Below are 25,941 nucleotides of genomic sequence, written 5' to 3' on the forward strand. Positions count from 1 at the left end.
CGTACCGTTGCACCGCACCACAACAAGCAGGCACGGGAGATCCCCTTGGCGATACTTGCAGACCTCTTGGCAAACCCGCAGAACACATCGCATTGGCGTCGGCAGGTTGCCGTTGCAAGCCTAACTGCTCTTTTTGAAGACGCCAAGCAGGCCGTTCGCGCAAAAGTCACAGAGGACGGCAAGATCAACTCCCTTTTGCTGGAACAGCACCAGCGCGCGGCCCACGGCATTGCATGGCTCGGAACCTATGTTGAGGCGCTTCGCCAGCTGCTGGCTTTTCATGAGAAACTTGCGGCCGCGGATCAATTGACCGAGCTGGAAGACAGCATCATCGCCATCGGGTTTAGCGAATATACCGCGCAGGTTTTCGGCGGGCTTCCCATGAGTCAGGGTGAAATGCTTCGCCCTTTGGACCTCGGGCTGACTGCGCCAATCATTCAAGGCTACAGGACCGAGGCACTGGAAGAGCTTATTGCGGAGGGCAGCACGCCAGAACTGCGCGCGCGCCTTGTGGCTCTCATGCAAGAGCGCGGCAGCGCCCATATGCTTGGTGCCTCCGGCCTTGATGAGACTTACGAGCAGATCCGTGAGCAGATGCGCCGCTTCTGCGATGCTGAAGTCACCCCACACGCCCACACCTGGCATCTGGAGAATGCCTATATCCCCCTCTCCGTGCTTGAAAAGATGGCGGACCTCGGCGTGTTCGGGCTTACCATTCCCGAAGAATATGGCGGACTGGGCCTTGGCAAGATCGCCATGTGCGTAGTGTCTGAGGAGCTTTCCAAAGGCTACATTGGCGTCGGCTCCCTCGGCACCAGATCAGAAATTGCCGCAGAGCTTATCCTAAGTGCCGGCACCCATGAGCAAAAGCGAAAATGGCTGCCCGGCATTGCTTCAGGCGAGATACTGCCAACCGCAGTTTTCACCGAACCCAATACCGGCTCCGACCTCGCCTCTCTCAGAACCCGAGCGGTAAAAAAAGACGGCAACTGGCGCATATCCGGCAACAAGACCTGGATCACCCACCCGGTGCGCGCCGATATCATGACCCTGCTTGCCCGCACCAACCCGCAGGAGAGCGGATACAAAGGCCTCTCCATGTTTATCGCCGAAAAACCCCGCGGGACCGATGAAGACCCTTTCCCTGCACAAGGCATGTCGGGCGGTGAGATTGAGGTGCTGGGCTATCGGGGGATGAAGGAATATGAAATCGCCTTCGATGGCTTTACTGTTTCCGCTGACAATCTTCTTGGCAATGAAGAAGGCCAAGGCTTCAAGCAGTTGATGCAAACTTTCGAGGCCGCGCGCATTCAGACCGCTGCCCGTGCGGTTGGTGTGGCCGAAGCCGCGTTGGAGGTCGGCCTACGCTATGCCCAAGAAAGAATGCAGTTCGGAAAGCCGCTCATCGCGTTTCCGCGCATCGCAGACAAACTCGCCATGATGGCCGTTGAAATCGTGATTGCGCGCCAGCTTACCTACCATTCCGCAGAACAGAAGGACAGCGGTGCCCGCTGCGATCTGGAAGCAGGCATGGCCAAGTTGCTCGCCGCACGCGTCGCCTGGGCAGCAGCGGACAATGCCCTTCAGGTTCACGGTGGGAACGGTTTTGCGCTGGAGTATGAGGTCTCGCGGCTGCTTTGCGACGCGCGCATCTTGAACATCTTTGAAGGTGCCGCAGAGATACAGGCGCACGTCATTGCGCGCCGCTTCCTCGCCTGACCCTTACCCGAGCGGAATTTCCCCACAAGGTTGTTAACTCTGTTTTAATAAATTCATTTGTGTACCCTTACATTTTTATTTAAAATTTTAATCAATTTTTACGGGAGGGGTCACATGTATGCCTACGCGATGGGTGCTGCTGCCACATTGCTGTTCGCCGCCGCCACACAAGCGGGCACTTTAACCCCGCTAGAACAGCCTAAGAGCGCGCTTAAAGAGTTTTCGCCCGCGCGCGCATCCGTGTTGGAACCCCTCCCGGCCACATCCGAGCTTAAGGAGATCCCCCAGCTCTGCTGCGAGCTTGAGGAATGGCCGCACCTCAAGGAAGCGCGCGGCCTGATCCCGTTTGAAACCTGAGGCTAGCGGCTTCAGGCTGCCAAAGGGTATGCCTCTTCAACCACGTACGGACCGCCACCAATCTTGGACTTGGACGAAAACAGTACGAACCGCGAGGCCTGAAACGAGGGGGCCTGGAAGTTCCCGCGCAGACTGAGCCAGTTGGCCACATCTACCGAGCTGGTGCCTCGAAGGCGCGCCAGCGTCACATGCGGCTTGTACTTGCGGCGCTCTGCGGGCAACCCCAGCCGCTGCAGAATACGTTCCTGCTCTGCCTGCATTTCGTAAAGTTCAGCCGATGGCTCCACACGGGCCCAGACAGCGTGTGGCTTGCCATTCCCGAAGGATCCAAGCCCCGTCAGCCGGATCTCCACCGGATCGCGGCGGACACGTGACAGCTCCGCCGCCACTTCATAGGCCAGCTGATCATCGATATCACCAATATACCGAAGCGTGATGTGATAGTTCTCGGAGTCTATCCAGCGAGCACCTCTCAGCCCGCCCTGGAGCATTGTTAGCATGAGCCTGGTCTGAGATGGAATCTCAAGGCCGGTGAACAGTCGGGGCATGGTCAAACCCTCCGCTAACGCCGATACCAAAATTTTGAGCACGTTCGATTCAGCTGTACAAGAGAAAAATCACAGGCTCGCGACTCCGATTCAAAACAGCATTTAGAAAACCAGCTTTGGCGGGTTTCCCACAAAAAAGAGCCGAAACTTCTTCAGTTCCGGCCCTAACGCTCACGTTAATTTGACTAACTGGTTCAAATCATGGGCACGGATTGGTGTGCACCAGATGAATGCTATTAAGCCGTTCTTCCAGCTCCTCCGAAATCTCAAAGCGCGCAGCGCTCACATCCACCTGCAATTGCTCCATGGTGGTTGCTCCCAGAATGACCGAAGTCACAAACGGGCGCGTGTGTGCAAAGGCCAGTGCCATGACCGATGGATCGATGCCCAGCTCATCGGCCAGCGACAGATACGCTTCGATCGCTTTTCCCGCACCCGGGGTTTCGTAACGCCCCATACGTTCAAACAGTTGCTTCCGAGATCCCTTAGGCAGCGCACCATTTCTGTACTTGCCGGTCAGGTAGCCTTGGGCCAAAGCGGAGTAAGCAAGGAGGCCGACGTTTTCGCGCTGTGCAATTTCCGCCAGACCCACTTCAAACTTACGATTGATCAGCGAGTATGCATTCTGGATGGACTGAACGCGAGGAAGATTACGCGCTTCTGATTCATGAACGAACTTCATGGTGCCCCAAGCGCTCTCATTGGAGAGGCCCACATGGCGCACTTTGCCCTCTTTGACGAAGCCATCCAGCACTTCAAGGATCTCATGGATCGGCGTCTCGTCCTCGGACGGCTGCGGGTTGCCCCAGATCGCCGGGTTGGCACCGAACTGGGAAACTGAACGATCTGGCCAATGCAGCTGATAAAGGTCGATATAGTCTGTGCCGAGGCGGCGCAAGCTGCCTTCAAGCGCCTCACGCATTTGCTGCGGATTGAGACGGGTGTCACTGCCGTCCTTGCGGAACCATTGCATGCCGGAGCGGCCAACCACTTTGGTGGCGAGGACCACTTTGTCCCGGTTGCCACGTGCCTTGAACCAGCTGCCGATGATCTCTTCAGTCCGGCCCCAGGTTTCGGCCTTTGGCGGGATTGAATAGAGCTCGGCAGTGTCGAAGAAGTTGATCTCGTGATCGAGGGCGTAGTCCATTTGCGCATGGCCTTCCGCCTCTGTGTTTTGCTCGCCGAATGTCATGGTGCCCAAACACAGGCTGCTCACATTCAGGTCCGTGCGACCCAGTTTTCGAAAGTCCATAGTATCCCCTCATGTTCTGCAGATCAGAACGACGTCGTTTTCTCTTGGAGTTTTAATGCGGCACGGTGCCGGATCGCTCCGTGCCAATCCAACCGGCGTGGCATGCCCAGCGCGCAGCGCGCCGTTCAATGGCCGGAGGAAAAGTGATCATTCTGCTGAAGCACGCTCAGCCTTGATCTGGTCTATAAGCTTTTCAACGGATGGCAAAATGTTTTCTACGATCACCGCGACCCCTTCGCCAGTCGGGTGCAACCCATCGGCGAGGTTCAGCATGGGGTTTGCCGCAACCCCTTCAAGGAAGAACGGATAGTACAGCGCCTCATACTTCTGGGAGATCTCCGGAAAGATGGGATCGTAAAGCTCCGCGTACTCTTCCCCCAAGTTGCGGGGCGCCAGCATCCCGGCCACCAGCACCTTCACACCGCGTTCGGTCAGGCGCCGAACCATTTCATCCATGTTGGCCCGCGTCGTTGCAGGGTCTAGGCCGCGTAGCGCATCATTGGCCCCCAGCTCCAGAATAACCCCCTGCACATCCTCGCCTACTGACCAGTCGAGCCGCGACAGCCCGCCGGAGGTGGTATCACCTGACACGCCTGCGTTGACAATGGTTACGTCGTGCCCTTTTGCCCGCAGCGCTTTTTCAAGTTGAACCGGGAAAGCATCTTCGGGAGCCAGCAGGTATCCCGCTGTCAAACTGTCACCAAAAGCGACGAGTTTTATTGTGTCTTCGGCCTTGGCAGAAATTGTGGAGGCAACACATAAAGCCATAAGCGCGACCAACTGGAGAAAAACATTGCGGGATCGCATGGAACAACCTTGAATACTGGACAGTATCTTGCACACCTCCCATATGTCGTATCTGCTGAGTACTTAGCAAGACTTTAAATCTCACTTTTACCGGATACCAGAACGCAACCGAGGCCAACACATGACCAACCAACCTGCTATTACGCTTGAAGGCGTGCACCTCAGCCTAGGCCAAGGTGCTGGAAGGGTTCACATTCTCAAGGGAATTGACCTCAGCATTGCCAAGGGCCAGTCAGTTGGTCTGGTCGGCCCCTCAGGCTCGGGCAAATCCACATTGCTCATGGTGATGGCAGGGCTCGAACGGGTCGATGAAGGCAAGGTCATCGCCTCAGGTCAGGACCTTTCACAATTAAGTGAAGACGCCCTTGCCACCTTTCGCGGCCAGAATGTCGGCATCATCTTCCAGTCGTTCCACCTCGTTCCCAACATGACAGCACTTGAGAACGTGGCGGTACCACTGGAACTCGCCGGTCATAAGGATGCGTTCGAGCGCGCGCGTCAGGAGTTGACAGCCGTTGGCCTTGGCGACCGCGTCAACCATTACCCAACCCAGCTCTCCGGCGGCGAGCAGCAGCGCGTTGCCGTTGCCCGTGCCCTAGTGGCAAATCCTGACATCCTCATCGCCGATGAACCGACAGGCAACCTGGATGAAAGCACCGGTCAGCAGATCATCGACCTCATGTTCACAGCCCAGCGCGAGCGCGGCATGACGCTGATCCTGGTGACCCACGACCCGTCCCTTGCTGAAAAGTGCGAGCGCAAAGTCACCGTTCGCTCCGGCGAGATCGAAGAACGGATCCCGCAGCTGCGTGAGGCCTCCGCATGAAACCAACCAGCACACCCGGCTTCAAGCTTGCAGCCCGGTTCGCCCTGCGCGAAATGCGCGGCGGACTGAAAGGCTTTTTCGTCTTCATCGCCTGTATCGCCCTTGGCGTTATGGCCATTTCCGGTGTGGCTTCCGTGTCTCGCGCCCTCACCGAGGGCATCGCGTCGGAAGGCCAATCCATTCTCGGCGGCGATCTGTCTTTCTCTCTCATCCATCGTCAGGCCACGGAAACCGAACGCACCTATCTGGAAGGTCTTGGCCAGATGTCCGAGGTGGCGACCTTGCGAGCCATGGCACGCCAGCCGGAAAAGGGAGAGCAAACCCTTATCGAGCTGAAAGCGGCGGACAGCGCGTACCCACTATATGGCGAAGCGGTCCTTGGAAGCGGCAAGCCGCTCCACTCTGTGCTCAACACCAACGCGCAGGATGGCCTTTGGAACGGCGTTGCAGACATTGCGCTGCTTGCCCGGCTGAACATCGAGGTTGGAGATGTCATCTCCGTCGGCCGCATTCAGGTTCGCGTTGCTGATACCATCGAGTTGGAGCCAGACCGTCTCGGCAACGGCATGGCCATTGGCCCGCGCCTCATGGTAGCCCCACAGGCCTTGGAGGCTGCAGGGCTCATCCAGCCGGGAAGCCTCGTTACTTTTCACTACCGCATCAAGCTGCCAGATCTGGAAACAGATGGCGCTCTGAACTCGGTGATCGAGGAGGCAAAGGCAGCCTTTCCAGACGCCGGTTGGCGCATACAATCGCGCGCCAACGCCTCGCCCCAGCTCCAGCGCAATATCCAGCGCTTTGCCCAGTTCCTCACCCTCGTCGGTCTGACGGCTCTTGTTGTGGGCGGTGTGGGTGTGGCGAATGCCGTGCGCAGCTATCTCGACACAAAACGCGAGGTGATCGCCAGCTTCAAGTGTGTCGGCGCCTCCGGTGGTTTCGTGTTCCGCATTTATCTGGTGCAAATCATGGCACTGGCAGGCATTGGCATTTTGGTGGGCTTGGTGCTCGGTGCCATCATACCGCTCATCGCCCTTACCTTGCTGGCACCCGTGCTACCCATCGGTGCCAGCGTTGGCATCTACCCCCTTGAGTTGCTGCTTGGCGCGCTGTACGGCGGCCTTACAGCTTTGGCCTTCGCCATCTGGCCACTTGGCCGGGCCCATGACGTGCCGCCAACCGTGCTGTTTCGCGACAGTGTGAGCCACAAAAATCGTTACCCGAAGAAGCGCTACGTCTTCGCAATGCTTGGCACGTTGACCGTGCTGGCTGTTCTCGCCATGGCCCTCGCCTACGACAAGAACATCGCCATGCTTTATCTGGTTGCAGCAATCGGTGCCTATGTTCTGCTCATTCTTGTTGCCCGTTTCATCATGTGGGCGGCAAAGCGCACCCCTCATGTCCGCTCCACCGAGTGGCGTCTGGCCATCAGCAACCTTCACCGGCCTGGCGCACTCACGCCGTCAGTCATTCTGTCACTGGGTCTTGGCCTGACCTTGCTCGTCGCCCTCGCCCTTATTGATGGCAATCTGCGCAGCACCCTCACGCAAACGGCGGAGCAGGATGCGCCAAGCTTCTTCTTCGTGGACATTCAGAACCACGAGAAGGACGGCTTCCTCTCCTTCGTCTCCGAACAGGCCCCAGAGGGCAATCTGGACACCGTGCCGATGCTCAGGGGCCGCATTACAGCGCTCAACGGCATCCCGTCGGACCAAGTGCCTCCGCCGCCAGATGATGGCTGGGTGTTGCGCGGCGACAGCGGCATCACCTATTCCAACACCCTTCCGGAGAATTCCGAGGTGGTGGATGGAGAATGGTGGCCGGAAGACTATTCAGGCCCGCCACTGGTTTCCTTCGCTGAGGAAATCGGTCGCAACCTTAGCCTTGAGGTCGGCGACACAGTCACCGTCAACGTACTCGGCCGGGAAATCACGGCAGAAATCGCCAATTTTCGCACGGTGGACTGGCGCTCCATGTCCATCAACTTCGTCATGCTGTTCTCGGCAAACACCTTCGCTGGCGCGCCGCACACTCACCTCGCCACGATCACGTGGGACGACAACCCAACCGTGGAACGCGAGTTGGAGCTGTTGAAGCAGGTCACACAGGCCTATCCAACCGTCACGTCCGTTCGCGTGAAGGACGCCATCGCGCAGGTGAACAATCTGGTAGGCCAGCTGTCATGGGCCGTCCGTGGTGCGTCCTCCATCACGCTCATCGCCAGCGTTTTGGTACTGGGCGGCGCACTGGCCGCAGGTCACCGCAACCGCATTTACGACGCCGTGATCCTGAAGACCCTCGGTGCCACGCGCGGCCGCTTGGTCTACGCCTATCTGGCAGAGTACATGCTGCTCGGCCTCGCCACAGCCTTGTTCTCGCTTCTGGCCGGAAGCCTTGCTGCCCGATTCGTCATGGTTGATATCATGGGCGGTGAGTTCTCTATGCTTCCGGGCACGGCACTTGCCGCTGTTGTTGGCGCTCTGGTCTTCACTATTGGGTTTGGCTTACTGGGAACATGGCGAGTTCTTGGAGAAAAACCCGCCCCAGTACTAAGAAATCTATAAATCAAGTTATCGGCACGACTGTAGAAAGACTACAGCCGTGCCGCCACACCCAAAACACTTCGAATGAAATAACTTATATTTACGTTTAGACTACGCTCCCCCTCAAACTTTTGGGAACCACCATTAAAATCAGCAAGGTGACGAAAATTTAAGGTCGATTTCTCTTGTTTTACGCCCTCATTGCGACCATATTTCAGAGTAGTTTTATCTGAGTGCCCGCACTCGTCCTTAGGAACCAAAAGAGAGGTTTTGCAAAATGTCGACCTTCGACCGCAATAACACGCAGCGGTTTGGTATGGCCGGCGCACGCGCCGATGCAGGCGTCTATGACGCTGGTTTGCGCGCCCATATGCTCCGCGTTTACAACTACATGGCAATTGGCATTGCGATCACCGGTCTGGTTGCGCTGGCAAGCTTTAACATGGCAATCGACGGGGCTACCGGCCAGCTGACCGCATTTGGTGCCGCAATCTACACCACTCCCCTGCGCTGGGTTGTGATGCTGGCTCCTCTGGGTCTTGTATTCTTCCTGAGCGCCCGCATTCACAAAATGAGCGCCAGCGCTGCTCAGACCACGTTCTGGATTTACGCAGCCCTCATGGGTCTGTCCCTGTCGTGGATCTTCATGGTTTACACCGGCAATTCCATTGCGCGGGTGTTCTTCATCACCGCTGCTTCCTTCGGCGCGTTGAGCCTGTTCGGCTACACCACAAAGAAAGACCTCTCCGCATGGGGCTCTTTCCTGTTCATGGGTCTGATCGGCATCATCATCGCGTCCGTGGTCAACATTTTCCTGGGCTCTTCCGCCCTGCAGTTCGCAATCTCCGTGATTGGCGTACTGGTGTTTGCAGGCCTCACCGCCTACGACACCCAGCAGATCAAGGAAATGTATGCAGCGTCCGACAGCGCGGACTCCGCAGGCAAGAAGGCCATCATGGGCGCGCTGCGTCTGTACCTGGACTTCATCAACCTGTTCATCATGCTGCTGTCTCTGTTCGGCAACCGCGAGTAATCCTCAGGTCCGAACGGGCTTAGCCCAAATCAGAGAGCCCGGAGCCCCCACTCCGGGCTCTTTTTATAGGGCATGCCAACACCATCAAGAACGCTTCAGGGAGGAGCTTCGCCACAATGTTTCGGGGTCCATTGTTCGCGCCATATGCCCGCGCTGTTTATCGCTTCAGGGATTATCACGCTGAAGCACCTGGCAAGGCCACGGCTTTGTTCTGGGGTGTCATGGCACTTTGTTTTGTCGGGCTGTTTCTGTTGTCCGGCATCAATCCGGCCTTTGCCTTCGGCCTGCTTTTGCTGGCTGTGCTGCAGCTCCCGTTTCTTTACACCATTCGCAAGGGCGCAGACCCGGCGGCGACCATTCTGTCACCAAAGTCCCGCCCCATGGCACCCAAACTCGCCGCCATGGTCAAATCCGTCTTTCCAGATCTTTAAGAGAGGGATCAGTCCACCACCCGCAAATGGCGCTTCTTTTCCAGAACGCGCAGCACGGTGGCAAGGTCCTGTCCGCGCCGCAGCACCACGCCCCCTGTGCCGATGACGCTGTAAGCACCTTGCTTGCGCGCCAACTTTGGATCTTTTTCCACCCGATAGAGCGGCATCTCACTGGCACGGCGATAAATGGAGAACACCGCCTTCTCCGTGCTGTGGTCAATGGCATAGTCGCGCCACTCTCCGGCAGCGACCATACGCCCATAGATTCTCAAGATCAGGTCAAGTTCGGTTCGATGGAAGGCAATGATTGCTTTGTGCGGTTTCCTGTTTTGCGCGGCACCCGTCCCAACAGACATCACAGCGCCGCTTGTCATCACAGTTTCATCACCTTCACTCATGGTGCCTCCGGCTCCAGAACCAACACAAAATGCCCCGCAGATGCAGTGCTAATGGATTAGACTGCGCCATTCTCACTCCGAGCGCAAGCTTCACGCATCTCGACCATTTTGCAGGCAAAACTCACCCAGCGTAAAGACGCCAGAAAGTTACCCCTGAAGTATCTCAGTTTTGACTTATTTGAGTCATTTAGAGGCCACGTTGAAAATCGATATTTTTGTTGTTGCCAATGAAAGTTCGGTTTCGCCAGGTCTCCCTGACGATGCCCCCATACCCCCCTCAAAAGATCTGGTGAGGCCGAACTTCTTCTCTTTCTGACTTCCCTAAAACCCTAGAGAGCGCCCGCCACGGCCCAAAAGCTTTGGCGATTGCGAGCAATCCCAGATGCCCGCCAACAGATTGGCCGCATCCCGCGCCAGCTGATGAGGGTCCCGGTTCGCCAGCGCATCCACATAGCCAATATGGCAGGTTTGCCCTTGGCCAAGCTGGGTCACGACCAGCACCTCTCCCCGATAGGCATCCGCCGGATCAAGGCTCTGATCGATGCGGGTAATCCAACGCAGAATGGTAGCCACCGGCTCGCCGTCTTCCAGCACCCACTCCACTTGCCGCCCTGGCCGATTATCGGGCTCCAGCGTTTGTGTAGCCGCCGGTTCCTTGTCTGCTGTTACCCCATAACTTACAGAAAACTTGGAGGATCCCCCGGAAACCCAGACGGGGATGTCCTGAAATCCTTCACAGATCCACTCGGCCGCCGCCTCTCCATCAAATATCTTGGTCAACTGGCAATTGCTGGCGAAATCGAGCGGTGTGCGCACGTTCTCCGCCAAGGCCACTGTGGGAAAAACGAGAAAACACAACAAAATACCCACGGGCCTCAATGAAAATCGAACCATCCAGTCTCCGTTCATAAAAAATCCATGGAGTTGGTGCAGGTCAGCGCACAAAGCGTCGCAATAGCACTTAAAAACGGCTTGCAACGCGCCGCAGCCCTTGCAATACAGGCACCAATTCAAATCGGAGTATACATAAATGCGTATTGAAAGCATTCCTATTGGCAAAAATCCGCCGGAAGACATCAATGTGATCATTGAGGTCCCTGTTGGCGGTGAGCCAATCAAGTACGAGATGGAAAAAGAGTCCGGCGCCATGTTCGTGGACCGCTTCCTCTACACCCCAATGCGCTACCCAGGGAACTACGGTTTTGTTCCAAAGACACTGTGTGGTGACGGCGACCCAATCGATGTTGTGGTGGTAAACCAGCGTCCAATCATTCCAGGTGCTGTCATGAACTGCCGCCCGATCGGCGTCATGATCATGGAAGACGAGTCCGGTCAGGATGAGAAGATCATCGCAGTGCCGAGCACCAAGCTGACCCGTCGCTATGAAAACGTAAAGTCCATCGAAGACCTGCCAGAAATCACCATCAAGCAGGTGGAGCACTTCTTCGAACACTACAAGGACCTGGAGCCGAACAAGTGGGTTCGCATTGCAGGCATCCACGGTGCCGACGAAGCAAAGCGTCTGATTAAGGAATCCATTGAGCGCTACAACGCCGAGGGCGACAAGTAAGCTGCCGGTTCCGGATCAAAAAAAGCCCGTCCGCAACACTGCTTGCGGACGGGCTTTTGTGTTTTCAAGCAGGCTGCTTGCCTCAGGCGATCTCAGCCAGCCTTGCGCGGGCTCAGGAGAACACCGCACAGCGCCACAAACGTGATTCCGATGGAATAAAGCGTGTTCAGCCCGGCAAAAGACAGCCCCAGAATGCGGATCGCCGGTACCGAGCAGCTCACCACTCGGGTTTCGCTCAGCGCTGTCAGCATGTTGGAGGCATCATTGATGGACGAAACAGGCCCGCCGCAATCGTTGGGACCAAGCCAGAATTCCCACTCAGCACCGGCCTGATAAATGCCAATGCCACCGCCGTAGACAAACAGCCCCGCGCAAACCAGAAGCAGCAGGCTGGTCATCCAGCGGAACCGCTCCGTAAACGCAAAGCCCAGCGCTGCAAGCGCCAACACAGCGGCAATGTAATATGGCACCCGCTGCGCCAGACAGAGCTGACACGGCAGATACCCGGCGAGCTGAAAGCTCCACGCCATAGCAAGCGCCAGAATGGAGCCGAACGCCACCAGCGCGGCCGAAACGCGCTTCGGATAGGTGAGCGCTACCATAAATGAGCGGGATACAAATTCCATTTGCAGGCCCCTAGATAAACTTGATCAGTGCAAAGCCACCCACCAGCACAACAACAAACACGGTAAAGACAAGGCCCAGACGCTTCTCGATGAAGGTCCGAATGGGTGGACCGAACAGGTACAGCAGTCCGGCAACAACAAAGAACCTCAGTCCCCGTGATACCACACTTGCCACTATGAAGATTGGCAGGTTCAACGCAAACGCGCCGCTGGCAATGGTAATCACCTTGTACGGGAACGGCGTCAGCCCAGCAATGAACACAAACCACCAACCCCATGTTTCAAAGATACCCTGAAACTGCTGGAACTTGTCCAGATAGCCGTAAAAATCCAGCACCGGCTCCGCCACTTGTGTGAACAAGAGCGCGCCAATCAGGTAGCCAGCAACACCGCCTAAAACAGAGGTGACTGTGCAAATGAAAGCATACCACCACGCCTTGGAGCGCTGGCTGATCACCATCGGCACAAGCAGAAGGTCTGGCGGAATGGGGAAGAAAGAACTTTCAACAAAAGACACGGTGCCAAGCGCTGCGGGCGCCCGAGGCCCGGAAGCGAGCGAGAGTGTCCAGTCATAAAGTCGACGTATCATGCTTTGGCTTTAGCCCCTTTGCGAATTCAAGTCACGCCGAAGTTCGTGACCCAGCAAAACCCCGTACCACAAAAAGCCCACCTGACTGTCCAAATTAGGCAGTTGCTCCCCAATAATAAAAGGTTAGCTGTGATTAGCTGCAAACCGGGCGTTGACCTGCGAAAACTTCTCGCTATAGTCCACCGAGCTTTGAGGAGCCGCCCCTGTGGCGGAACTGGTAGACGCGACGGATTCAAAATCCGTTTCCTTAACCGGAGTGCCCGTTCGAGTCGGGCCAGGGGCACCATAAAGCACCTTCCTGAAAATCAGATCGAGTAAGCGCACCTTGGTGCGCCTCGACCTGTTACATCTGCGCAAGCGGGTGATAATCCTCGACAATCTGCTTCAAACGCTCATCCAGCACATGGGTGTAGATCTGCGTGGTAGAGATATCCGCGTGGCCAAGGAGCTGTTGCACCACACGCAAATCAGCCCCGTTCTGCAACAGATGCGAAGCAAACGCGTGGCGCAGTACGTGTGGTGAAACCTTGGCGGGCTCCAGACCGGCGCGCACAGCAAGGTCTTTCAGGTCTCGGGCAAAGGCCTGACGCGTCACATGCCCGCTCTCTCCATGACTTGGAAACAGCCACACACTGTCCGCATACCGTCCCATGGCCGCGCGCAACCGCACATAGTCTGCCATGGCCGCCTGCGACCGTTGTGAGAGCGGCACCGCGCGCTCCTTGTTGCCCTTGCCGCGCACTGTGATCAACCGGCCATCCCGCAGGGCAGCGGTTACAGGCAGCGACACCAGCTCGGAAACACGCAGGCCCGTGGCATAAAGCACCTCAAGAAGCGTGTAGACGCGTACGGCGCGCAGTTGCTTGGCATCGGTTTCATGCTGCTTTTGCGCTTCCGCCTCAGCGAAGCCGATCAGCACATCGACCTCCTCTTCACTCAGCACGTTCGGCAGGGTGAGCGCTTTTTTCGGCGTTGCTACCGTGCGGGTGGGGTCATCCTGCCGCCAGCCTTCCGCATAGCAGAACTGGTAGAACTGGCGCAGCGCGGACAGACGGCGCGCCTGCGACGAGGCGGCAAAGCCGCGGTCAGACAGCTCGATCAGGTATCCGCGCACATCCTCGGTGGTGGCATGGATCAGCTCACGCTTTTCCCGCACCATGTAGGCGTCATAGTCTTCCAGATCGGTACGATAGCTCTCAAGCGTGTTGAACGCGCTGTCCCGCTCCACGGCCAGCATTTCAAAGAAAGCTTCAACTTCCCGGCTTGCCCGCATCCTGCCTTACCAATCCTTCTCGATGGTTACGGTAATTTCTCTCGGCGTCGGCTCAACAAAGTTGGAGAGCGCATACATCGCCAACACAACGGCAATCACAATAAGGCCGACGAACGACAACAAACGCGTCAATGTAGGCATGGTTTACCAGTCAGCTCCCGTCGTGAAAGTCAGGCCGCCGCGCCCGGCGCACGGCCCCGTTTGCGGACACCCTATAAGAAATTGGAAAATAGACTGTTTACTCCACTCACATCAAGTTCACTTGCCCCCACAGTTGCGCAACACTTCTTGACAGAGTGCCCCTCTATAATGTCAAAGCAAACAGAGTAAGGAATATGGTGAGGGTGCAGCGTGACCGCCATTGAGAACAAGGCGGCAGCTCGAAAGCAACGGGCTGCAAAAATTGTTAAGCGTCTCCATGGCAAAACGATTGTCCTCGTCGGCATAATGGGCTGCGGAAAATCAACAGTGGGACGCCGTTTGGCGCAATATCTGTCGCTGCCCTTTGTTGACGCGGATGCAGAAATCGAAGTCGCCGCCGACCGCAGCATCAGTGAAATTTTCGCAGAGCACGGCGAAGCTTATTTCCGCGAAGGCGAAAGACGCGTAATTGCCCGCTTGCTGCAAGAAGGTCCACAGGTGCTTGCCACAGGTGGCGGCGCGTTCATGAATGATGAGACGCGCGGCAACATCAAGAACAACGGCATTTCGGTCTGGATGCGGGCAGAACTGCCCATCATCATGGCACGCGTGCGCAAACGGCCCACCCGCCCGCTGCTGCAAACAGCCGACCCGGAAGCGACCATGAAAAAGCTCATGAGCGAACGCGAGCCGATTTACGCGCAAGCCGACATGACCATCTGGTCCCGCGATGTGAGCCATGAGGCGGTCATGGAGGAAATCCTTCAGGCGCTGGAGCACAACCTGCCCCCGCTGACACCGGCTGAAACCGAGACAGAACAGACAGACGGATCCGAGTCGTGACCGATCAAAGCCCAATTAAAACCGTTGAGGTGGATCTGGGGGACAGATCCTACCCGATCCTCATAGGCCGCAATCTGATTGAGCGTGCCGGCGAAGAGATCACCGCCCGCCTTCCGGGCATTCGTGTGGCCATCGTCACCGATGAAACCGTCGCCAAGCTGCACCTGAAGACGCTGGAAAGCAGCCTCAAGGCCAGTGGCATCGACAGCACCACGCTCACCGTTCCTGCGGGCGAAAAGACCAAGCGCTTCGAAATGTTCGAGCGTCTGGTGGATGACGTTCTCGCCCTGCGTCTGGAGCGCGGCGATGCGGTGATCGCACTCGGCGGCGGTGTCGTGGGCGATCTTACCGGATTTGTGGCCGCAGTGGTGCGCCGCGGCATGAAGTTCATTCAGGTGCCAACCACCCTGCTCTCTCAGGTGGACAGCTCCGTGGGCGGCAAAACCGGCATCAACTCCCGCCATGGCAAGAACCTCATCGGTGCCTTCCATCAGCCATCACTGGTTCTGGCAGACACGGCGGTGCTCGACACGCTTTCAGAGCGCGAGTTCCGGGCAGGTTACGCGGAAGTGGCCAAATACGGCCTCATCAACGATGCCCCGTTTTTTGACTGGCTGGAGACCAACTACGCGGCGATTTTCGCCGGCGGCGAAGAACGTGACGAAGCCGTCGCCCATTCTTGCCGCGCCAAGGCCGCCGTTGTCGCCGCTGATGAACGTGAGGCCGGCCAGCGCGCCCTCCTCAATCTGGGCCATACCTTCGGCCATGCGCTCGAAGGCGCTGTGGCTTACGACGGCACCCGGCTCGTCCATGGCGAAGGTGTCAGCATTGGCATGGTCATGGCCTTCGAATTTTCTGCAAAACTCGGGATTTGCAGCACAGATGATGCCGAGCGGGTCGAACGCCACTTGAAAACAGTCGGTTTGCCCACACGTATACGCCAGATTCCCGGTCAACTCCCACCGCTCGACACATTCATGGACCTGATCGCTCAGGACAAGAAGGTCAGCCGTGGACAATTGACCTTCATTCTGGCCCGCGGCATCGGACAGTCATTTCAGGAAAAGGCTGTTGACCCTGAGCCCCTACGCGCGTTTTTGGAGGAGCAACTAGCTCAATGACCGATTTTCCCCTGTGGGTCTCCGTAGCCTGCATTATCGTGCTGCTGTTCATGTCCGCGTTCTTTTCGGGCTCGGAAACAGCGCTCACGGCCGCATCCCGTGCGCGCATGCATCAGCTGGAGAAATCGGGAAACCGGAAAGCCGCCATTGTCTCCAAGCTCATCGTGGCCCGCGAACGCCTGATCGGCGCGCTGCTGCTCGGCAACAACCTTGTCAACATCTTTGCGTCAGCGCTGGCGACTTCGGTCCTCTTGAAGCTGTTTGGAGATGCGGGCGTGGCCTACGCCACCCTGATCATGACCCTCATGGTCCTGATCTTTGCCGAGGTACTGCCGAAAACCTGGGCCATTTCCAATCCTGACAAGTTCGCCACCGCGGTGGCTCCAATTGTGCGCCCGCTCGTGGCCCTGTTCGGCCCCATCATTGCGCTGATTGAGGTCATCGTTCGCAACCTGCTGCGTCTGCTTGGCGTAAATGTGGGCGATGACGCCTCCATTTTGTCAGCGCATGAAGAATTGCGCGGCACGCTGGACCTGCAGCACCTGGAAGGCGGACTGGTCAAGGACGAGAAAGACCGCATTGGCGGTGTGCTTGATCTGGTGGATCTGGAAGTCTCGGATGTCATGATCCACCGCACCAAGTTGTTTGCGCTTAATGCAGACATGCCTGCCGAAGAGCTGGTGGAAGAAGTGCTCAACAGCACCCACACCCGCATCCCGCTTTGGCGCGACGAACCAGACAACTTCATCGGCCTGCTTCACGCCAAGGATGTGCTGCGCGCCCTTTCTGCCGTAAAAGGCGACACCAGCAAGCTGGACATCACCAAGGTGCTGACCCCGCTGTGGTACGTTCCAGACACCACCAGCCTGCAAAGCCAGTTGAATGCCTTCCTGAAGCGAAAGAGCCACTTTGCTCTGGTCATCGACGAATATGGCGAGGTGATGGGCCTTGTGACGCTGGAAGACATCCTTGAAGAAATCGTAGGCGAAATTGCCGACGAACACGACATCGAGTTGCCGGGACTCAACCCGCAGGCCGATGGCTCTGTGATTGTCGATGGCTCCGTGCCCATCCGCGACCTGAACCGGGCGACCGAATGGAACCTGCCGGATGAAGAAGCGACCACCATCGCCGGTCTGGTAATCCATGAGGCCAAGATGATCCCTGAGGAACGTCAGGTTTTCACCTTCCACGGATTCCGCTTCACGGTCCTTCAGCGCGAGAAGAACCGCATCACACGCTTGCGCATGATGCCGCTCACCAAGCCAAAGCCGCGCGAAGCTGCAGCGTCAGCCTGACCGTCCAACAGACCCGAATAAAAAAGCGCTCAGCCCGTGTCTGAGCGCTTTATTTTTTTCAAAAACACCTGAGGCTCACTCGGCCTTGGCATCAATCGCCAGAGCATGCACGCTCTGCGCCAGCTCATCCGCCAAAGCCTTGTTGACCATACGATGAATGGCAACCCGGTTTTGGTTCTGGAAGGCTGTGGAAACTATGCGAATCCGAAAATGGGTTTCGCCACCTTCCCGCCATCCGGCATGTCCAGCATGCAGATGAGATTCATCAATCACTTCGAGCAGCTTAGGCGAAAACTCGGCCGTGAGCTTGCTTGCTATGGTATCTTTCATGCTCATATACCCTGTATTCCCTGAGATGAAAGAGCGGTCAAGGCCTTGCTTTAAATGGTCGGTTCCTTCTATCTAGGTCGGTTCTGTTTCGTCAGAACCAATAACCACCACGCAACTGTGAATGACGGAAAATGAAGCTGAATTCGTCCCTTTTCGATAGCATTCGCGTCAAGCCGGACAAGGAGCGCCAGCAACAGGCGCGCAATCCGCAGTGTGAATGGGAAGGGTGCAACAAGCCCGGCACCCATCGTGCGCCCAAGGGCCGCGACCGGGAAGGCCAGTACTTCCACTTCTGTGTCGATCACGTGCGGCTCTACAACAAGAGCTACAATTATTTTTCCGGCATGGACGACGAGACCGTGCGCACCTATCAGCGGGATTCCGTCACCGGACACCGGCCCACTTGGAAAATGGGGGTCAATTCGGCTACGGGGGCGCAGCGCGATGGCAGCCGCAGCACGTTGAATGAAGACGCCTATGACGATCCTCATGACTTCTTCAACGGAGCGCAAACAGGCCGGGCCAACCGCCAAGCACCGCAACGTAAGGTGCTCGCTCTTGAGAAAAGATCATTTGAAGCTTTGAACTTAAGCACAACTGCCCGTGGCCAAGAGATCAAATCGCGCTATAAAGAGCTAGTAAAACTACACCATCCTGACGCCAACGGCGGTGACCGGTCCTCTGAGGACCGACTGCGAGAAATCATTCAAGCCTACAACACCCTCAAAAAGGCTGGACTGTGTTAAGCGCCCTGCTGCGCACCGAGACCTAGGAATTTCCACCCGGCCAGCTCTGTAGGCCGGGCCTTGGAGGACAGATGACAGACTCAACCTACGCATCCGAAACCCTTCCGGATATCGAAATCTCCGTTCGCGACGTATTCGGCATCGATACCGATCTGAAGGTTCCTGCTTTTTCCAAGGCGGATGAACATGTTCCGGACATCGACAAGGACTACCTTTTCGACAAGACCACAACGCTGGCCATTCTTGCAGGCTTTGCCCGCAACCGCCGCGTCATGGTCACCGGCTACCACGGCACCGGCAAATCCACCCACATCGAGCAGGTCGCGGCACGCCTCAACTGGCCAACCGTGCGCGTCAACCTCGACAGCCACGTCAGCCGTATCGATCTCGTTGGTAAAGACGCCATCGTGATCAAAGAGGGGCAAACCGTCACCGAGTTCAAGGACGGCATCCTGCCATGGGCGCTTCAGAACAACGTTGCTCTCGTGTTTGACGAATACGACGCAGGCCGCCCGGACGTGATGTTCGTGATCCAGCGCGTTCTGGAAGTCTCCGGTCGCCTGACCCTCCTCGATCAGAACCGCGTCATCCGTCCACATCCAGCCTTCCGTCTGTTCGCAACTGCAAACACCGTTGGTCTGGGCGACACCTCCGGGCTTTATCACGGCACCCAGCAGATCAACCAGGGTCAGATGGACCGCTGGTCGATTGTGACAACGCTGAACTACCTGCCGCATGACAACGAAGTCGAGATCATTCTCTCCAAGTCTCCGCACTACGCCAACGAGCGCGGCCGCGACACCGTCAACAAGATGGTTCGCGTGGCAGACCTGACCCGTAACGCTTTCATCAACGGTGACATTTCCACCGTCATGAGCCCGCGTACGGTCATCACATGGTCTGAGAATGCCGAGATTTTTGGCGACATCGGTTTTGCCTTCCGTGTCACATTCCTCAACAAGTGTGACGACATGGAACAGGCGCTGGTCTCCGAGTTCTACCAGCGTTGCTTTGGCGAGGAGCTTTCTGAATCGGCAGCCAACGTTGCACTGAGCTGAGGCCCACATGGCAGGGCGCAGCAACAGCAACTCTCGCGGGCAGAACAAGCCAGTCACTCAGCCTCTCAAGCAGGCCATCAGCTCCGCTGTGAAGGCCATTTCTGCTGAGGCTGAGCTGGACGTGGCGTTCTCCAATGACCCGCCCGGCATGGTCGGCGACAAGATCCGGCTTCCGGATTTGCCGCGCAGCCTGACCCTGCGCGACATCCAGATCACCCGTGGCCTTGGCGACTCCATGGCTCTGCGCCGCGCGGTTCACAACAAGGCGATCCACAACCGCTTCAGCCCCACGGGCCAGAACGCTCGCGCCATTTTTGACGCGGTCGAGCAGACCCGCTGTGAGGCCGTTGGGGCGAACCGAATGGTTGGCATTGGCGACAACATCGACGCCATGCTGGAAGACCGCTATCGCAAAAGCGAACTTTCCAAGGCCACCAGCCGGGAAGAAGCGCCGCTGGAAGACGCCGTCGCCCTCATGGTGCGCGAACGCCTGACAGGCCGCAAACCGCCCAAGAGCGCGCAGAACCTCGTGGACCTGTGGCGCCCGTGGATCGAGGACAAGGCGGGTACCGACCTCGACAATCTGATGGGCGTGCTCGAAGATCAGGGTGCATTTTCCCTGAAGATGCGCGATCTGCTATCCCATCTGGAGATGGCGGACGAACTCGGCGAAGATCCGGAAGAGGATCCGGAAGAGGAACAAGGCAGCCCCGAGGATCAGGACCAGCGTCAGGACACCTCTGGTGAGACGCAGGAAGACCAAGGCGATCAGGAAGCCCCGCCACAGGATGAGCAACATTCTGGCGAGGAACAGCAGGCGGGTGAAACCGAAGGCGACGAAAGCCAGATGGAGCAGATGAGCGACGAGGACATGGCTGCCGACAGCGAAGAGCCCGGCACCCAGGACCGTCAGGATCTGCCTTTCACCAACCAGCCGCCACAAGACGACTATGTGGTCTACACCCACGCCCACGATGAAACCATCACGGCGGAAGAGCTTTGCGATCAGGAAGAGCTCGACCGTTTGCGCGGGTTCCTCGACAAGCAGCTGGCAACCCTGTCCGGCGCTGTATCTCGCCTTGCGAACCGCCTGCAACGCAAGTTGATGGCGCAGCAAAACCGGTCATGGGACTTCGATCTGGAAGAAGGCATCATCGACAGCGCCCGTCTGCACCGCGTGGTCATCGACCCCATGCAGCCCATGGCGTTCAAGTGGGAGCAGGACACTGAGTTCCGCGATACAGTCGTCACGCTTCTTCTCGACAACTCCGGCTCCATGCGCGGGCGACCCATCACCGTTGCGGCCACGTGCGCCGACATTCTGGCGCGCACCCTTGAGCGTTGCGGCGTGAAGGTGGAGATCCTTGGTTTCACCACCAAGGCGTGGAAGGGCGGCAAATCCCGCGAAGCGTGGCTCGAAGCAGGCAAGCCGGGCAATCCGGGTCGCCTCAACGACCTGCGCCACATCATCTACAAGTCCGCTGATGCGCCATGGCGTCGTGCCAAGCGCAACCTCGGCCTGATGATGCGTGAGGGCCTGCTGAAGGAGAACATTGATGGCGAGGCATTGGATTGGGCCCACAAGCGTCTGCTTGGCCGCCCGGAACAGCGCCGCATCCTGATGATGATCTCCGACGGTGCCCCGGTGGATGACTGCACGCTTTCCGTCAATCCGGGCAACTATCTCGAAAAGCACCTGCGCAAGGTCATCGATGAAATCGAGACCCGTTCTCCGGTGGAGCTGATCGCCATCGGCATTGGCCACGACGTCACCCGCTACTATCGCCGTGCGGTCACCATCGTGGACGCGGAAGAGCTGGCAGGCGCCATGACCGACCAACTTGCGGACCTGTTTGATGAAAACGCTCAGGTCGACAACCGTCCACGTCGCGGCCGCAAGTACGGATGAAACTGTCCCGGCGCGCATTCCTGACCGGAGTGGGAGCCGGGATCACCAGCCACGCCCTGCCGTGGCTGTCATCCCCTGCCCGTGCCGCCGCCACGTTTCAGAGCATTCCCATACGCTACAAACCGCTGACACGATTTCGCATCAGTGATGGCGAGCTGCGCCGTTTCGGCCCGCTCCTGTTTCTTGGCGGCTTGCAGCTGTGGGCGCAGGAGCGCCATTTCGGCGGCATATCCGGTGCGGTCCCAGCGCCGGATGGCTCCGCATTCACTACAATCACAGATGCGGGCTACTGGGTGCGCTTCAATCTGCGCCAGGACGTCGACGGACGGCCTCTCAGCGTGTTTGACGGCGCAATCGCCCCGATGGTCGATGACAAGGGAAGGCCTCTCCCTGGAAGCCGCAGAGCCGATACGGAAGCCCTGACGCTGGATACCTCCGTCACCCCGGCGCAGCTCATCGCCAGTTATGAAGGGCGCGGCGGCCTGTTTTCATACCCTGCCCCCATTGAGGAGGTCCCCCCTCGGGCCAGCTCTCTACCAGTTCCCGCCCCTGTGCATCAGCTCGGCGGCAACAAGGGACTCGAAGCCATTGCCGCAGGTCCAGCCAACTCCACCTTTTCAGGCAAGCTCATTGCCATTGCGGAGCGCGGCCGCAGTCTTGCAGACAATCGGCCCGGCTTCATCATCAGCGCCAACGGCCAAGCGAAAGATTTCGAGATTGTGCGCCATGGCAACTTTGATGTGACGGACGCTGCGTTCCTGCCATCCGGTGACCTTCTCATTCTTGAGAGGCTGTTTAACCTGCGCGAAGGCCTGCAGATGCGCCTGCGCCACATCAGTGCTTCACAGCTTAAGCCGGGCGCGCGGATATCCGGCACAATCCTCTATACTGCCGACTTCGGCTACCAGATCGACAACATGGAAGTGCTCACCGTGCATCAGAGGGCGGACGGCGCAACCATTCTCACGCTCATGTCCGATGATAACCGCAACCTGCTTCAGCGCACACTGCTGCTGCGTTTCCGTCTCGACCTCTGACCTTTTTCCAAGACCTGAAGCCCAAAACCAAAAAAGGCCCCGCTTTGAAAGCAGAGCCTTTTTTGAAAGTCGTTTGTCCGTATCGTGTCGCTTAGGCGGTGCGTTGTTCCGCAGGCACCAGCCACATCATCAGAACGCGGTAAGGCACCAGCAGCCCCATGGCCACAATCAGCTTGACGCAGAAGTCGCCCAACGCCCAGGAGATCCAACGAGGAACTTCCAGGGCAAACGCGCCAAGCAAAGGCGCGGAGCCAACCGCGAAATCATCGTGGTAGCCAAGGAATGCAAAGCTGCCTGCAAACGCGATGCTGAAGAACAGCAATGTGTCCAGAATACTGCCGAGCGTGGAAGAGATCACGGGAGCCTTCCACCATGCCCCGCCACGCAGGCGGTTGAACACGGCAACATCAAACAGCTGTCCGAACAGGAACGCAGATCCTGATGCCAGAGCAATGCGCGGCGTCGCCAGCACGATCGACAGCACAACGGCAACGGCGAAACCTGCATAAACCACGCGGCGGGCAGCTTGAGGCCCGAAACGACGGTTGATCAGGTCCGTTACCAGAAATGCGGCCGGATACGTAAACGCGCCCCATGTCAGCAGATCAGCGAGATTGATCGAACCGAGCATTCCGTGAACAGGGTACTGAACCAGAATGTTGGACGCGACAACCACGGCGGTCATCGCCATGATGCCAATCGCGATCGGGCGCGCTGTGTTTGTTTTTGCTGCTGTCATGAAGCTTGTGTCAGCTGATTACGCAGCAGCTGCCTGACGGCGCTTGATTTCGGTGCGCAGCAGACGTGCCTTTGGAGACAGTTCTGCTTCAACAGCCTTCAGAAGAAAGGCATCCAGACCACCGCGGTGCTCAACGGAGCGCAGAGCGTGTGCGGAGATGCGCAGCTTGTAAGTTTCGCCCAGCGTGTCGCTCATCAGAGAAACGTTGCAGAGGTTAGGCAGAAAACGACGACGGTTCTTGTTGTTTGCGTGGCTGACGTTGTTGCCAGTCATCACGTCTTTGCCGGTCAGTTCGCAGCGGCGTGCCATGAGGGTCACCCTTTTTAATTAGTTCACCCGCGCCTTCAAACGCGGGTGCTTGAGTTAAACCGGGAGGTCGCGGACCTCTACGAGTCCAGCGGTGCCACATCCGGCGCTGTAATGAAAAGTCGGCCTGCTATAAAGAGTGCAGGCGATTTCGTCAAGGCTTTGCACGAGTCCGCCTCGCATTTCAAGCGGAATAGAACATTTCTCGTGCTCTTAACCTCGGCGTTACCTTGTTCCACTATTGTCGTCAAGAAATCTCTGGAACAATGGAGTAGTCCAGAGAAAGTCGGCCGCCCACATAAAAACAAAGGGGCCATGGAGGTATTGGATCGTGTTCCCAATAAAGTCTCGGGCGCATTCCCACATGCGCAAAGTCGTGTCCAGTGTTTGTGCTCTTCTCGCTTTTGCAACACTATCCACAACTACTACAGAAGCTAAAACCCAGCAGGTGGGTGGCACCTATGACATTTCCATAGCTGGCTTCACTGTTGGACGTGGCTCTTTGTCTCTGGTTCTGCAAGGCAACGCATACTCCGCAAAGGTGGGAATGGAGCCTGCGGGAATCGGCACCCTGTTCTCCACAGGTAAAGGCGGTGCAGAGGCAACCGGCTGGCTCAAAGGCAAGCGAGTTCTGCCATCGCGCTACACCATGGCGTCTCAGGCAGCGAACCGAGATTTTTTCGTAAACCTGCGTCAAGGTTCTGGCCATGTGCGTCAGGCTGAAGTGGTGCCCCAGTTCAAACCCTCCAAGACGCGTATTAAAATGACAAAGCGTCACAAGCGAAATGCCATGGACCCGCTCAGCGCGGCTGTGGTGCCCGCACCATCACGCGCCAAGGTGCTGGATGCCTCCGTCTGCAATCGCACGCTGCCGATTTATGACGGCTGGACCCGCTTCGACGTAAAAATGGAATATAAAACAATCAAGTCCGTCTCCGGCCGCGGCTATGACGGTGATGTGGTTGTCTGTAAAGTGAGATGGGATCCGGTCGCAGGACACCGCCCTGAGCGCAAGAACGTGAAAATGCTTCAACAAGCAAATGATATTGAAGCGTGGTTTGCGCCGGTAGGTTCTTCGCGGGTTTTGATCCCCTATCGGATTTCTATTCCCACCCCCACAGGTACCCTGCTGATACAAGCTGAGCGCCTCGACATGGTTTCTGCGCTCAGCACAGCATCCAACGCTGGAAACTAGCAAAAATACCTGTCACATATTGCGCTCGGCCGAACGCACACCCAGTTTTATCTCCGGAGACCTTGACACAAAGGCCCTTCAACGCCAGTGTCGCGCCAAAAATTACGCGCGGTTCCTTGTCCAACCATGACAGGTTGAACCTGCAGCTTGTTACGAGTGAATGTCTATATGCGCAGTTACCTAGAATTCGAAAAATCGGTTGCCGACCTTGAAGGCAAGGTCCAGGAACTCAAGATCCTGGCCGAGGGCGGTGAAGCGGTTGACGTTGATGACGAAATCTCCCGCCTTCAGGAAAAAGCCGACGCAGCTTTGAGGGATATCTATTCCAAGCTGACTCCTTGGCAGAAAACCCTGATCGCCCGCCATCCGGACCGTCCGCATTCCGTGGATTACATCAGCGGTCTGATCACAGATTTCACGCCACTTGCCGGTGATCGCAAGTTCTCCGAGGACAATGCCATCATCGCAGGCTTTGGTCGTTTTCGTGGTCAGTCCATTGCCGTTATCGGTCAGGAAAAAGGACACGACACGGAAAGCCGCCTGAAGCGCAACTTCGGCATGGCCCGCCCGGAGGGCTACCGCAAGGCCGTGCGCATCATGGAAATGGCAAACCGCTTCGACATTCCGCTGGTGTCCTTCGTTGACACCGCCGGCGCATACCCTGGCATTGGTGCCGAAGAACGCGGTCAGGCAGAAGCCATCGCCCGTTCAACAGATACCTGTCTGGGTCTGACCATTCCAAGCGTTTCCCTCGTTATTGGCGAAGGTGGCTCCGGAGGCGCGATCGCCATTGCCACAGCAAACCATGTCGCCATGCTGGAGCATTCCATCTATTCCGTGATCTCTCCAGAAGCAGGTGCTTCCATTCTGTGGCGCGACAGCGCAAAGGCACAGGAAGCGGCCACCAACATGAAGATCACCGCTCAGGACCTCATGTCGCTGAAGATCATTGATGAGATCATCGATGAACCAATTGGCGGCGCCCACCGCGCCAAGGAAACCGTGGTGAACAGCGCTGGCAAGACCCTTGAAAACGCGCTGCATTCTCTGACCCAGATGGACGGCGCCAGCCTGCGCACCCATCGCCGCGAGAAATTCCTGCGAATTGGCCGCGAACTGGGCTAGCCCACGGCAACAAGTCGGTTTTATTAGGAAAAGGTGCCACAATTTGGCACCTTTTCTTCGTTAGGGACTGCAATTACTCTGGGAAAGCAAGTTTGTTTCAAACAAGATATTAACAATGCAATTC

Annotated in this window: 28 protein-coding genes and 1 tRNA gene; 17 read left to right on the forward strand and 12 right to left on the reverse strand. The window is 57.4% G+C overall.

What is annotated here, in order from left to right; translation table 11 throughout:
- Positions 1–51 precede the first annotated feature (51 nt).
- Together PUV47_RS05260 and PUV47_RS05265 are read left to right on the forward strand one after the other, a co-directional pair.
- Positions 52–1,719, forward strand: a complete 1,668-nt coding sequence (locus tag PUV47_RS05260; protein ID WP_425313745.1) for an acyl-CoA dehydrogenase family protein — start codon at positions 52–54, stop codon at positions 1,717–1,719.
- A 114-nt stretch (positions 1,720–1,833) separates the two neighbouring features.
- A complete protein-coding gene (locus PUV47_RS05265; protein WP_274217463.1) occupies positions 1,834–2,076 on the forward strand; it encodes a hypothetical protein in 243 nt (80 codons plus the stop codon).
- 11 nt (positions 2,077–2,087) lie between these two features.
- On the opposite strand, the gene thpR is transcribed toward PUV47_RS05265, so the two are convergent.
- From thpR to PUV47_RS05280, 3 genes are all read right to left on the reverse strand, one after another.
- Entirely contained in the window at positions 2,088–2,624 is a 537-nt protein-coding gene (gene thpR / locus PUV47_RS05270; RefSeq protein ID WP_274217464.1) for an RNA 2',3'-cyclic phosphodiesterase, read from the reverse strand.
- A 199-nt stretch (positions 2,625–2,823) separates the two neighbouring features.
- Positions 2,824–3,876, reverse strand: coding sequence for an aldo/keto reductase (locus tag PUV47_RS05275; RefSeq protein ID WP_274217465.1), 1,053 nt, complete (start codon positions 3,874–3,876; stop codon positions 2,824–2,826).
- Positions 3,877–4,023: 147 nt separating this feature from the next.
- On the reverse strand, positions 4,024–4,683 hold the full coding sequence (locus PUV47_RS05280; protein WP_425313736.1) for an arylesterase: 660 nt from the start codon (positions 4,681–4,683) through the stop codon (positions 4,024–4,026).
- 121 nt (positions 4,684–4,804) lie between these two features.
- Between PUV47_RS05280 and PUV47_RS05285 the strand changes: the two genes are divergently transcribed.
- The 4 genes from PUV47_RS05285 to PUV47_RS05300 all read left to right on the forward strand — a co-directional run bounded on the left by PUV47_RS05285 (position 4,805) and on the right by PUV47_RS05300 (position 9,513).
- A complete protein-coding gene (locus PUV47_RS05285; protein WP_274217466.1) occupies positions 4,805–5,509 on the forward strand; it encodes an ABC transporter ATP-binding protein in 705 nt (234 codons plus the stop codon).
- Positions 5,506–8,070, forward strand: coding sequence for an ABC transporter permease (locus PUV47_RS05290; protein ID WP_274217467.1), 2,565 nt, complete (start codon positions 5,506–5,508; stop codon positions 8,068–8,070). The genes PUV47_RS05285 and PUV47_RS05290 overlap by 4 nt, the downstream gene beginning before the upstream one ends.
- A 256-nt stretch (positions 8,071–8,326) precedes the next feature.
- On the forward strand, positions 8,327–9,082 hold the full coding sequence (locus PUV47_RS05295; RefSeq protein ID WP_274217468.1) for a Bax inhibitor-1/YccA family protein: 756 nt from the start codon (positions 8,327–8,329) through the stop codon (positions 9,080–9,082).
- Between the two features lie 116 nt (positions 9,083–9,198).
- Positions 9,199–9,513 carry a hypothetical protein gene (locus tag PUV47_RS05300; RefSeq protein ID WP_274217469.1) on the forward strand — a complete coding sequence of 105 codons (315 nt, stop codon included), beginning with the start codon at positions 9,199–9,201 and terminating at the stop codon, positions 9,511–9,513.
- An 8-nt stretch (positions 9,514–9,521) separates the two neighbouring features.
- On the opposite strand, the gene PUV47_RS05305 is transcribed toward PUV47_RS05300, so the two are convergent.
- Positions 9,522–9,911, reverse strand: a complete 390-nt coding sequence (locus PUV47_RS05305; RefSeq protein WP_425313737.1) for a DUF2794 domain-containing protein — start codon at positions 9,909–9,911, stop codon at positions 9,522–9,524.
- A 321-nt stretch (positions 9,912–10,232) separates the two neighbouring features.
- Entirely contained in the window at positions 10,233–10,805 is a 573-nt protein-coding gene (locus PUV47_RS05310; protein ID WP_274217470.1) for a hypothetical protein, read from the reverse strand.
- A gap of 136 nt (positions 10,806–10,941) precedes the next feature.
- Between PUV47_RS05310 and ppa the strand changes: the two genes are divergently transcribed.
- Entirely contained in the window at positions 10,942–11,481 is a 540-nt protein-coding gene (ppa, locus tag PUV47_RS05315) for an inorganic diphosphatase (protein ID WP_274217471.1), read from the forward strand.
- 92 nt (positions 11,482–11,573) lie between these two features.
- On the opposite strand, the gene PUV47_RS05320 is transcribed toward ppa, so the two are convergent.
- Together PUV47_RS05320 and PUV47_RS05325 are read right to left on the reverse strand one after the other, a co-directional pair.
- Complete coding sequence (locus tag PUV47_RS05320) at positions 11,574–12,107, reverse strand: disulfide bond formation protein B (protein ID WP_274217472.1); 534 nt, start codon at positions 12,105–12,107, stop codon at positions 11,574–11,576.
- 10 nt (positions 12,108–12,117) lie between these two features.
- Complete coding sequence (locus PUV47_RS05325) at positions 12,118–12,696, reverse strand: YqaA family protein (protein ID WP_274217473.1); 579 nt, start codon at positions 12,694–12,696, stop codon at positions 12,118–12,120.
- Positions 12,697–12,895: 199 nt separating this feature from the next.
- Here PUV47_RS05325 and PUV47_RS05330 point away from each other — a divergent pair.
- A tRNA-Leu gene (locus PUV47_RS05330) sits at positions 12,896–12,982 on the forward strand.
- Between the two features lie 57 nt (positions 12,983–13,039).
- Here PUV47_RS05330 and PUV47_RS05335 read toward each other — a convergent pair.
- Both PUV47_RS05335 and PUV47_RS05340 read right to left on the reverse strand, forming a co-directional pair.
- A complete protein-coding gene (locus PUV47_RS05335; protein WP_274217474.1) occupies positions 13,040–13,969 on the reverse strand; it encodes a site-specific tyrosine recombinase XerD in 930 nt (309 codons plus the stop codon).
- Between the two features lie 6 nt (positions 13,970–13,975).
- Complete coding sequence (locus PUV47_RS05340) at positions 13,976–14,110, reverse strand: hypothetical protein (RefSeq protein ID WP_274217475.1); 135 nt, start codon at positions 14,108–14,110, stop codon at positions 13,976–13,978.
- Between the two features lie 210 nt (positions 14,111–14,320).
- On the opposite strand from PUV47_RS05340, the gene PUV47_RS05345 reads away from it, so the two are divergent.
- From PUV47_RS05345 to PUV47_RS05355, 3 genes are read left to right on the forward strand one after another with little or no spacing between them, the layout of a single operon-like run.
- Positions 14,321–14,953 carry a shikimate kinase gene (locus tag PUV47_RS05345; RefSeq protein ID WP_274217476.1) on the forward strand — a complete coding sequence of 211 codons (633 nt, stop codon included), beginning with the start codon at positions 14,321–14,323 and terminating at the stop codon, positions 14,951–14,953.
- Entirely contained in the window at positions 14,941–16,074 is a 1,134-nt protein-coding gene (gene aroB, locus PUV47_RS05350) for a 3-dehydroquinate synthase (protein ID WP_274218283.1), read from the forward strand. Before PUV47_RS05345 ends, aroB begins: the two co-directional genes overlap by 13 nt.
- Positions 16,071–17,372, forward strand: coding sequence for an HlyC/CorC family transporter (locus PUV47_RS05355; RefSeq protein ID WP_274217477.1), 1,302 nt, complete (start codon positions 16,071–16,073; stop codon positions 17,370–17,372). The genes aroB and PUV47_RS05355 overlap by 4 nt, the downstream gene beginning before the upstream one ends.
- Before the next feature lie 75 nt (positions 17,373–17,447).
- Here the strand turns inward: PUV47_RS05355 and PUV47_RS05360 are convergent, their stop codons facing one another.
- Complete coding sequence (locus tag PUV47_RS05360; RefSeq protein ID WP_274217478.1) at positions 17,448–17,708, reverse strand: BolA family protein; 261 nt, start codon at positions 17,706–17,708, stop codon at positions 17,448–17,450.
- Between the two features lie 125 nt (positions 17,709–17,833).
- Here PUV47_RS05360 and PUV47_RS05365 point away from each other — a divergent pair, with 125 nt between their 5' ends.
- From PUV47_RS05365 to PUV47_RS05380, 4 genes are all read left to right on the forward strand, one after another.
- Positions 17,834–18,448, forward strand: a complete 615-nt coding sequence (locus tag PUV47_RS05365) for a J domain-containing protein (protein ID WP_274217479.1) — start codon at positions 17,834–17,836, stop codon at positions 18,446–18,448.
- Positions 18,449–18,519: 71 nt separating this feature from the next.
- A complete protein-coding gene (cobS, locus tag PUV47_RS05370) occupies positions 18,520–19,506 on the forward strand; it encodes a cobaltochelatase subunit CobS (RefSeq protein ID WP_274217480.1) in 987 nt (328 codons plus the stop codon).
- Between the two features lie 7 nt (positions 19,507–19,513).
- A complete protein-coding gene (cobT, locus tag PUV47_RS05375) occupies positions 19,514–21,415 on the forward strand; it encodes a cobaltochelatase subunit CobT (protein WP_274217481.1) in 1,902 nt (633 codons plus the stop codon).
- Positions 21,412–22,452, forward strand: a complete 1,041-nt coding sequence (locus PUV47_RS05380; protein WP_274217482.1) for an esterase-like activity of phytase family protein — start codon at positions 21,412–21,414, stop codon at positions 22,450–22,452. The genes cobT and PUV47_RS05380 overlap by 4 nt, the downstream gene beginning before the upstream one ends.
- A 91-nt stretch (positions 22,453–22,543) precedes the next feature.
- On the opposite strand, the gene PUV47_RS05385 is transcribed toward PUV47_RS05380, so the two are convergent.
- Both PUV47_RS05385 and rpmB read right to left on the reverse strand, forming a co-directional pair.
- A complete protein-coding gene (locus PUV47_RS05385) occupies positions 22,544–23,191 on the reverse strand; it encodes a queuosine precursor transporter (RefSeq protein WP_274217483.1) in 648 nt (215 codons plus the stop codon).
- A gap of 18 nt (positions 23,192–23,209) precedes the next feature.
- A complete protein-coding gene (gene rpmB, locus PUV47_RS05390) occupies positions 23,210–23,500 on the reverse strand; it encodes a 50S ribosomal protein L28 (protein WP_274217484.1) in 291 nt (96 codons plus the stop codon).
- A 361-nt stretch (positions 23,501–23,861) separates the two neighbouring features.
- Between rpmB and PUV47_RS05395 the strand changes: the two genes are divergently transcribed.
- Together PUV47_RS05395 and PUV47_RS05400 are read left to right on the forward strand one after the other, a co-directional pair.
- Entirely contained in the window at positions 23,862–24,692 is an 831-nt protein-coding gene (locus PUV47_RS05395; protein ID WP_274217485.1) for a DUF3108 domain-containing protein, read from the forward strand.
- A gap of 168 nt (positions 24,693–24,860) precedes the next feature.
- Positions 24,861–25,817: an acetyl-CoA carboxylase carboxyltransferase subunit alpha gene (locus PUV47_RS05400; protein ID WP_274217486.1), complete on the forward strand. Its 957-nt coding sequence runs from the start codon at positions 24,861–24,863 to the stop codon at positions 25,815–25,817.
- Positions 25,818–25,941 lie beyond the last annotated feature (124 nt).

The organism is Pseudovibrio exalbescens (assembly GCF_028737195.1).
In the GTDB taxonomy this organism is placed as follows: Bacteria; Pseudomonadota; Alphaproteobacteria; order Rhizobiales; family Stappiaceae; genus Pseudovibrio; species Pseudovibrio zosterae.

Bases quoted from the DNA above. Each gene is read 5' to 3' on its own strand.
- PUV47_RS05265 (WP_274217463.1), top strand. From the start codon at position 1,834: ATGTATGCCTACGCGATGGGTGCTGCTGCCACATTGCTGTTCGCCGCC.
- thpR (WP_274217464.1), bottom strand. From the start codon at position 2,624: ATGCCCCGACTGTTCACCGGCCTTGAGATTCCATCTCAGACCAGGCTC.
- PUV47_RS05275 (WP_274217465.1), bottom strand. From the start codon at position 3,876: ATGGACTTTCGAAAACTGGGTCGCACGGACCTGAATGTGAGCAGCCTG.
- PUV47_RS05280 (WP_425313736.1), bottom strand. From the start codon at position 4,683: ATGCGATCCCGCAATGTTTTTCTCCAGTTGGTCGCGCTTATGGCTTTA.
- PUV47_RS05285 (WP_274217466.1), top strand. From the start codon at position 4,805: ATGACCAACCAACCTGCTATTACGCTTGAAGGCGTGCACCTCAGCCTA.
- PUV47_RS05290 (WP_274217467.1), top strand. From the start codon at position 5,506: ATGAAACCAACCAGCACACCCGGCTTCAAGCTTGCAGCCCGGTTCGCC.
- PUV47_RS05295 (WP_274217468.1), top strand. From the start codon at position 8,327: ATGTCGACCTTCGACCGCAATAACACGCAGCGGTTTGGTATGGCCGGC.
- PUV47_RS05300 (WP_274217469.1), top strand. From the start codon at position 9,199: ATGTTTCGGGGTCCATTGTTCGCGCCATATGCCCGCGCTGTTTATCGC.
- PUV47_RS05305 (WP_425313737.1), bottom strand. From the start codon at position 9,911: ATGAGTGAAGGTGATGAAACTGTGATGACAAGCGGCGCTGTGATGTCT.
- PUV47_RS05310 (WP_274217470.1), bottom strand. From the start codon at position 10,805: ATGGTTCGATTTTCATTGAGGCCCGTGGGTATTTTGTTGTGTTTTCTC.
- ppa (WP_274217471.1), top strand. From the start codon at position 10,942: ATGCGTATTGAAAGCATTCCTATTGGCAAAAATCCGCCGGAAGACATC.
- PUV47_RS05320 (WP_274217472.1), bottom strand. From the start codon at position 12,107: ATGGAATTTGTATCCCGCTCATTTATGGTAGCGCTCACCTATCCGAAG.
- PUV47_RS05325 (WP_274217473.1), bottom strand. From the start codon at position 12,696: ATGATACGTCGACTTTATGACTGGACACTCTCGCTCGCTTCCGGGCCT.
- PUV47_RS05335 (WP_274217474.1), bottom strand. From the start codon at position 13,969: ATGCGGGCAAGCCGGGAAGTTGAAGCTTTCTTTGAAATGCTGGCCGTG.
- PUV47_RS05340 (WP_274217475.1), bottom strand. From the start codon at position 14,110: ATGCCTACATTGACGCGTTTGTTGTCGTTCGTCGGCCTTATTGTGATT.
- PUV47_RS05355 (WP_274217477.1), top strand. From the start codon at position 16,071: ATGACCGATTTTCCCCTGTGGGTCTCCGTAGCCTGCATTATCGTGCTG.
- PUV47_RS05360 (WP_274217478.1), bottom strand. From the start codon at position 17,708: ATGAGCATGAAAGATACCATAGCAAGCAAGCTCACGGCCGAGTTTTCG.
- PUV47_RS05365 (WP_274217479.1), top strand. From the start codon at position 17,834: ATGAAGCTGAATTCGTCCCTTTTCGATAGCATTCGCGTCAAGCCGGAC.
- cobS (WP_274217480.1), top strand. From the start codon at position 18,520: ATGACAGACTCAACCTACGCATCCGAAACCCTTCCGGATATCGAAATC.
- cobT (WP_274217481.1), top strand. From the start codon at position 19,514: ATGGCAGGGCGCAGCAACAGCAACTCTCGCGGGCAGAACAAGCCAGTC.
- PUV47_RS05380 (WP_274217482.1), top strand. From the start codon at position 21,412: ATGAAACTGTCCCGGCGCGCATTCCTGACCGGAGTGGGAGCCGGGATC.
- PUV47_RS05385 (WP_274217483.1), bottom strand. From the start codon at position 23,191: ATGACAGCAGCAAAAACAAACACAGCGCGCCCGATCGCGATTGGCATC.
- rpmB (WP_274217484.1), bottom strand. From the start codon at position 23,500: ATGGCACGCCGCTGCGAACTGACCGGCAAAGACGTGATGACTGGCAAC.
- PUV47_RS05395 (WP_274217485.1), top strand. From the start codon at position 23,862: ATGCGCAAAGTCGTGTCCAGTGTTTGTGCTCTTCTCGCTTTTGCAACA.
- PUV47_RS05400 (WP_274217486.1), top strand. From the start codon at position 24,861: ATGCGCAGTTACCTAGAATTCGAAAAATCGGTTGCCGACCTTGAAGGC.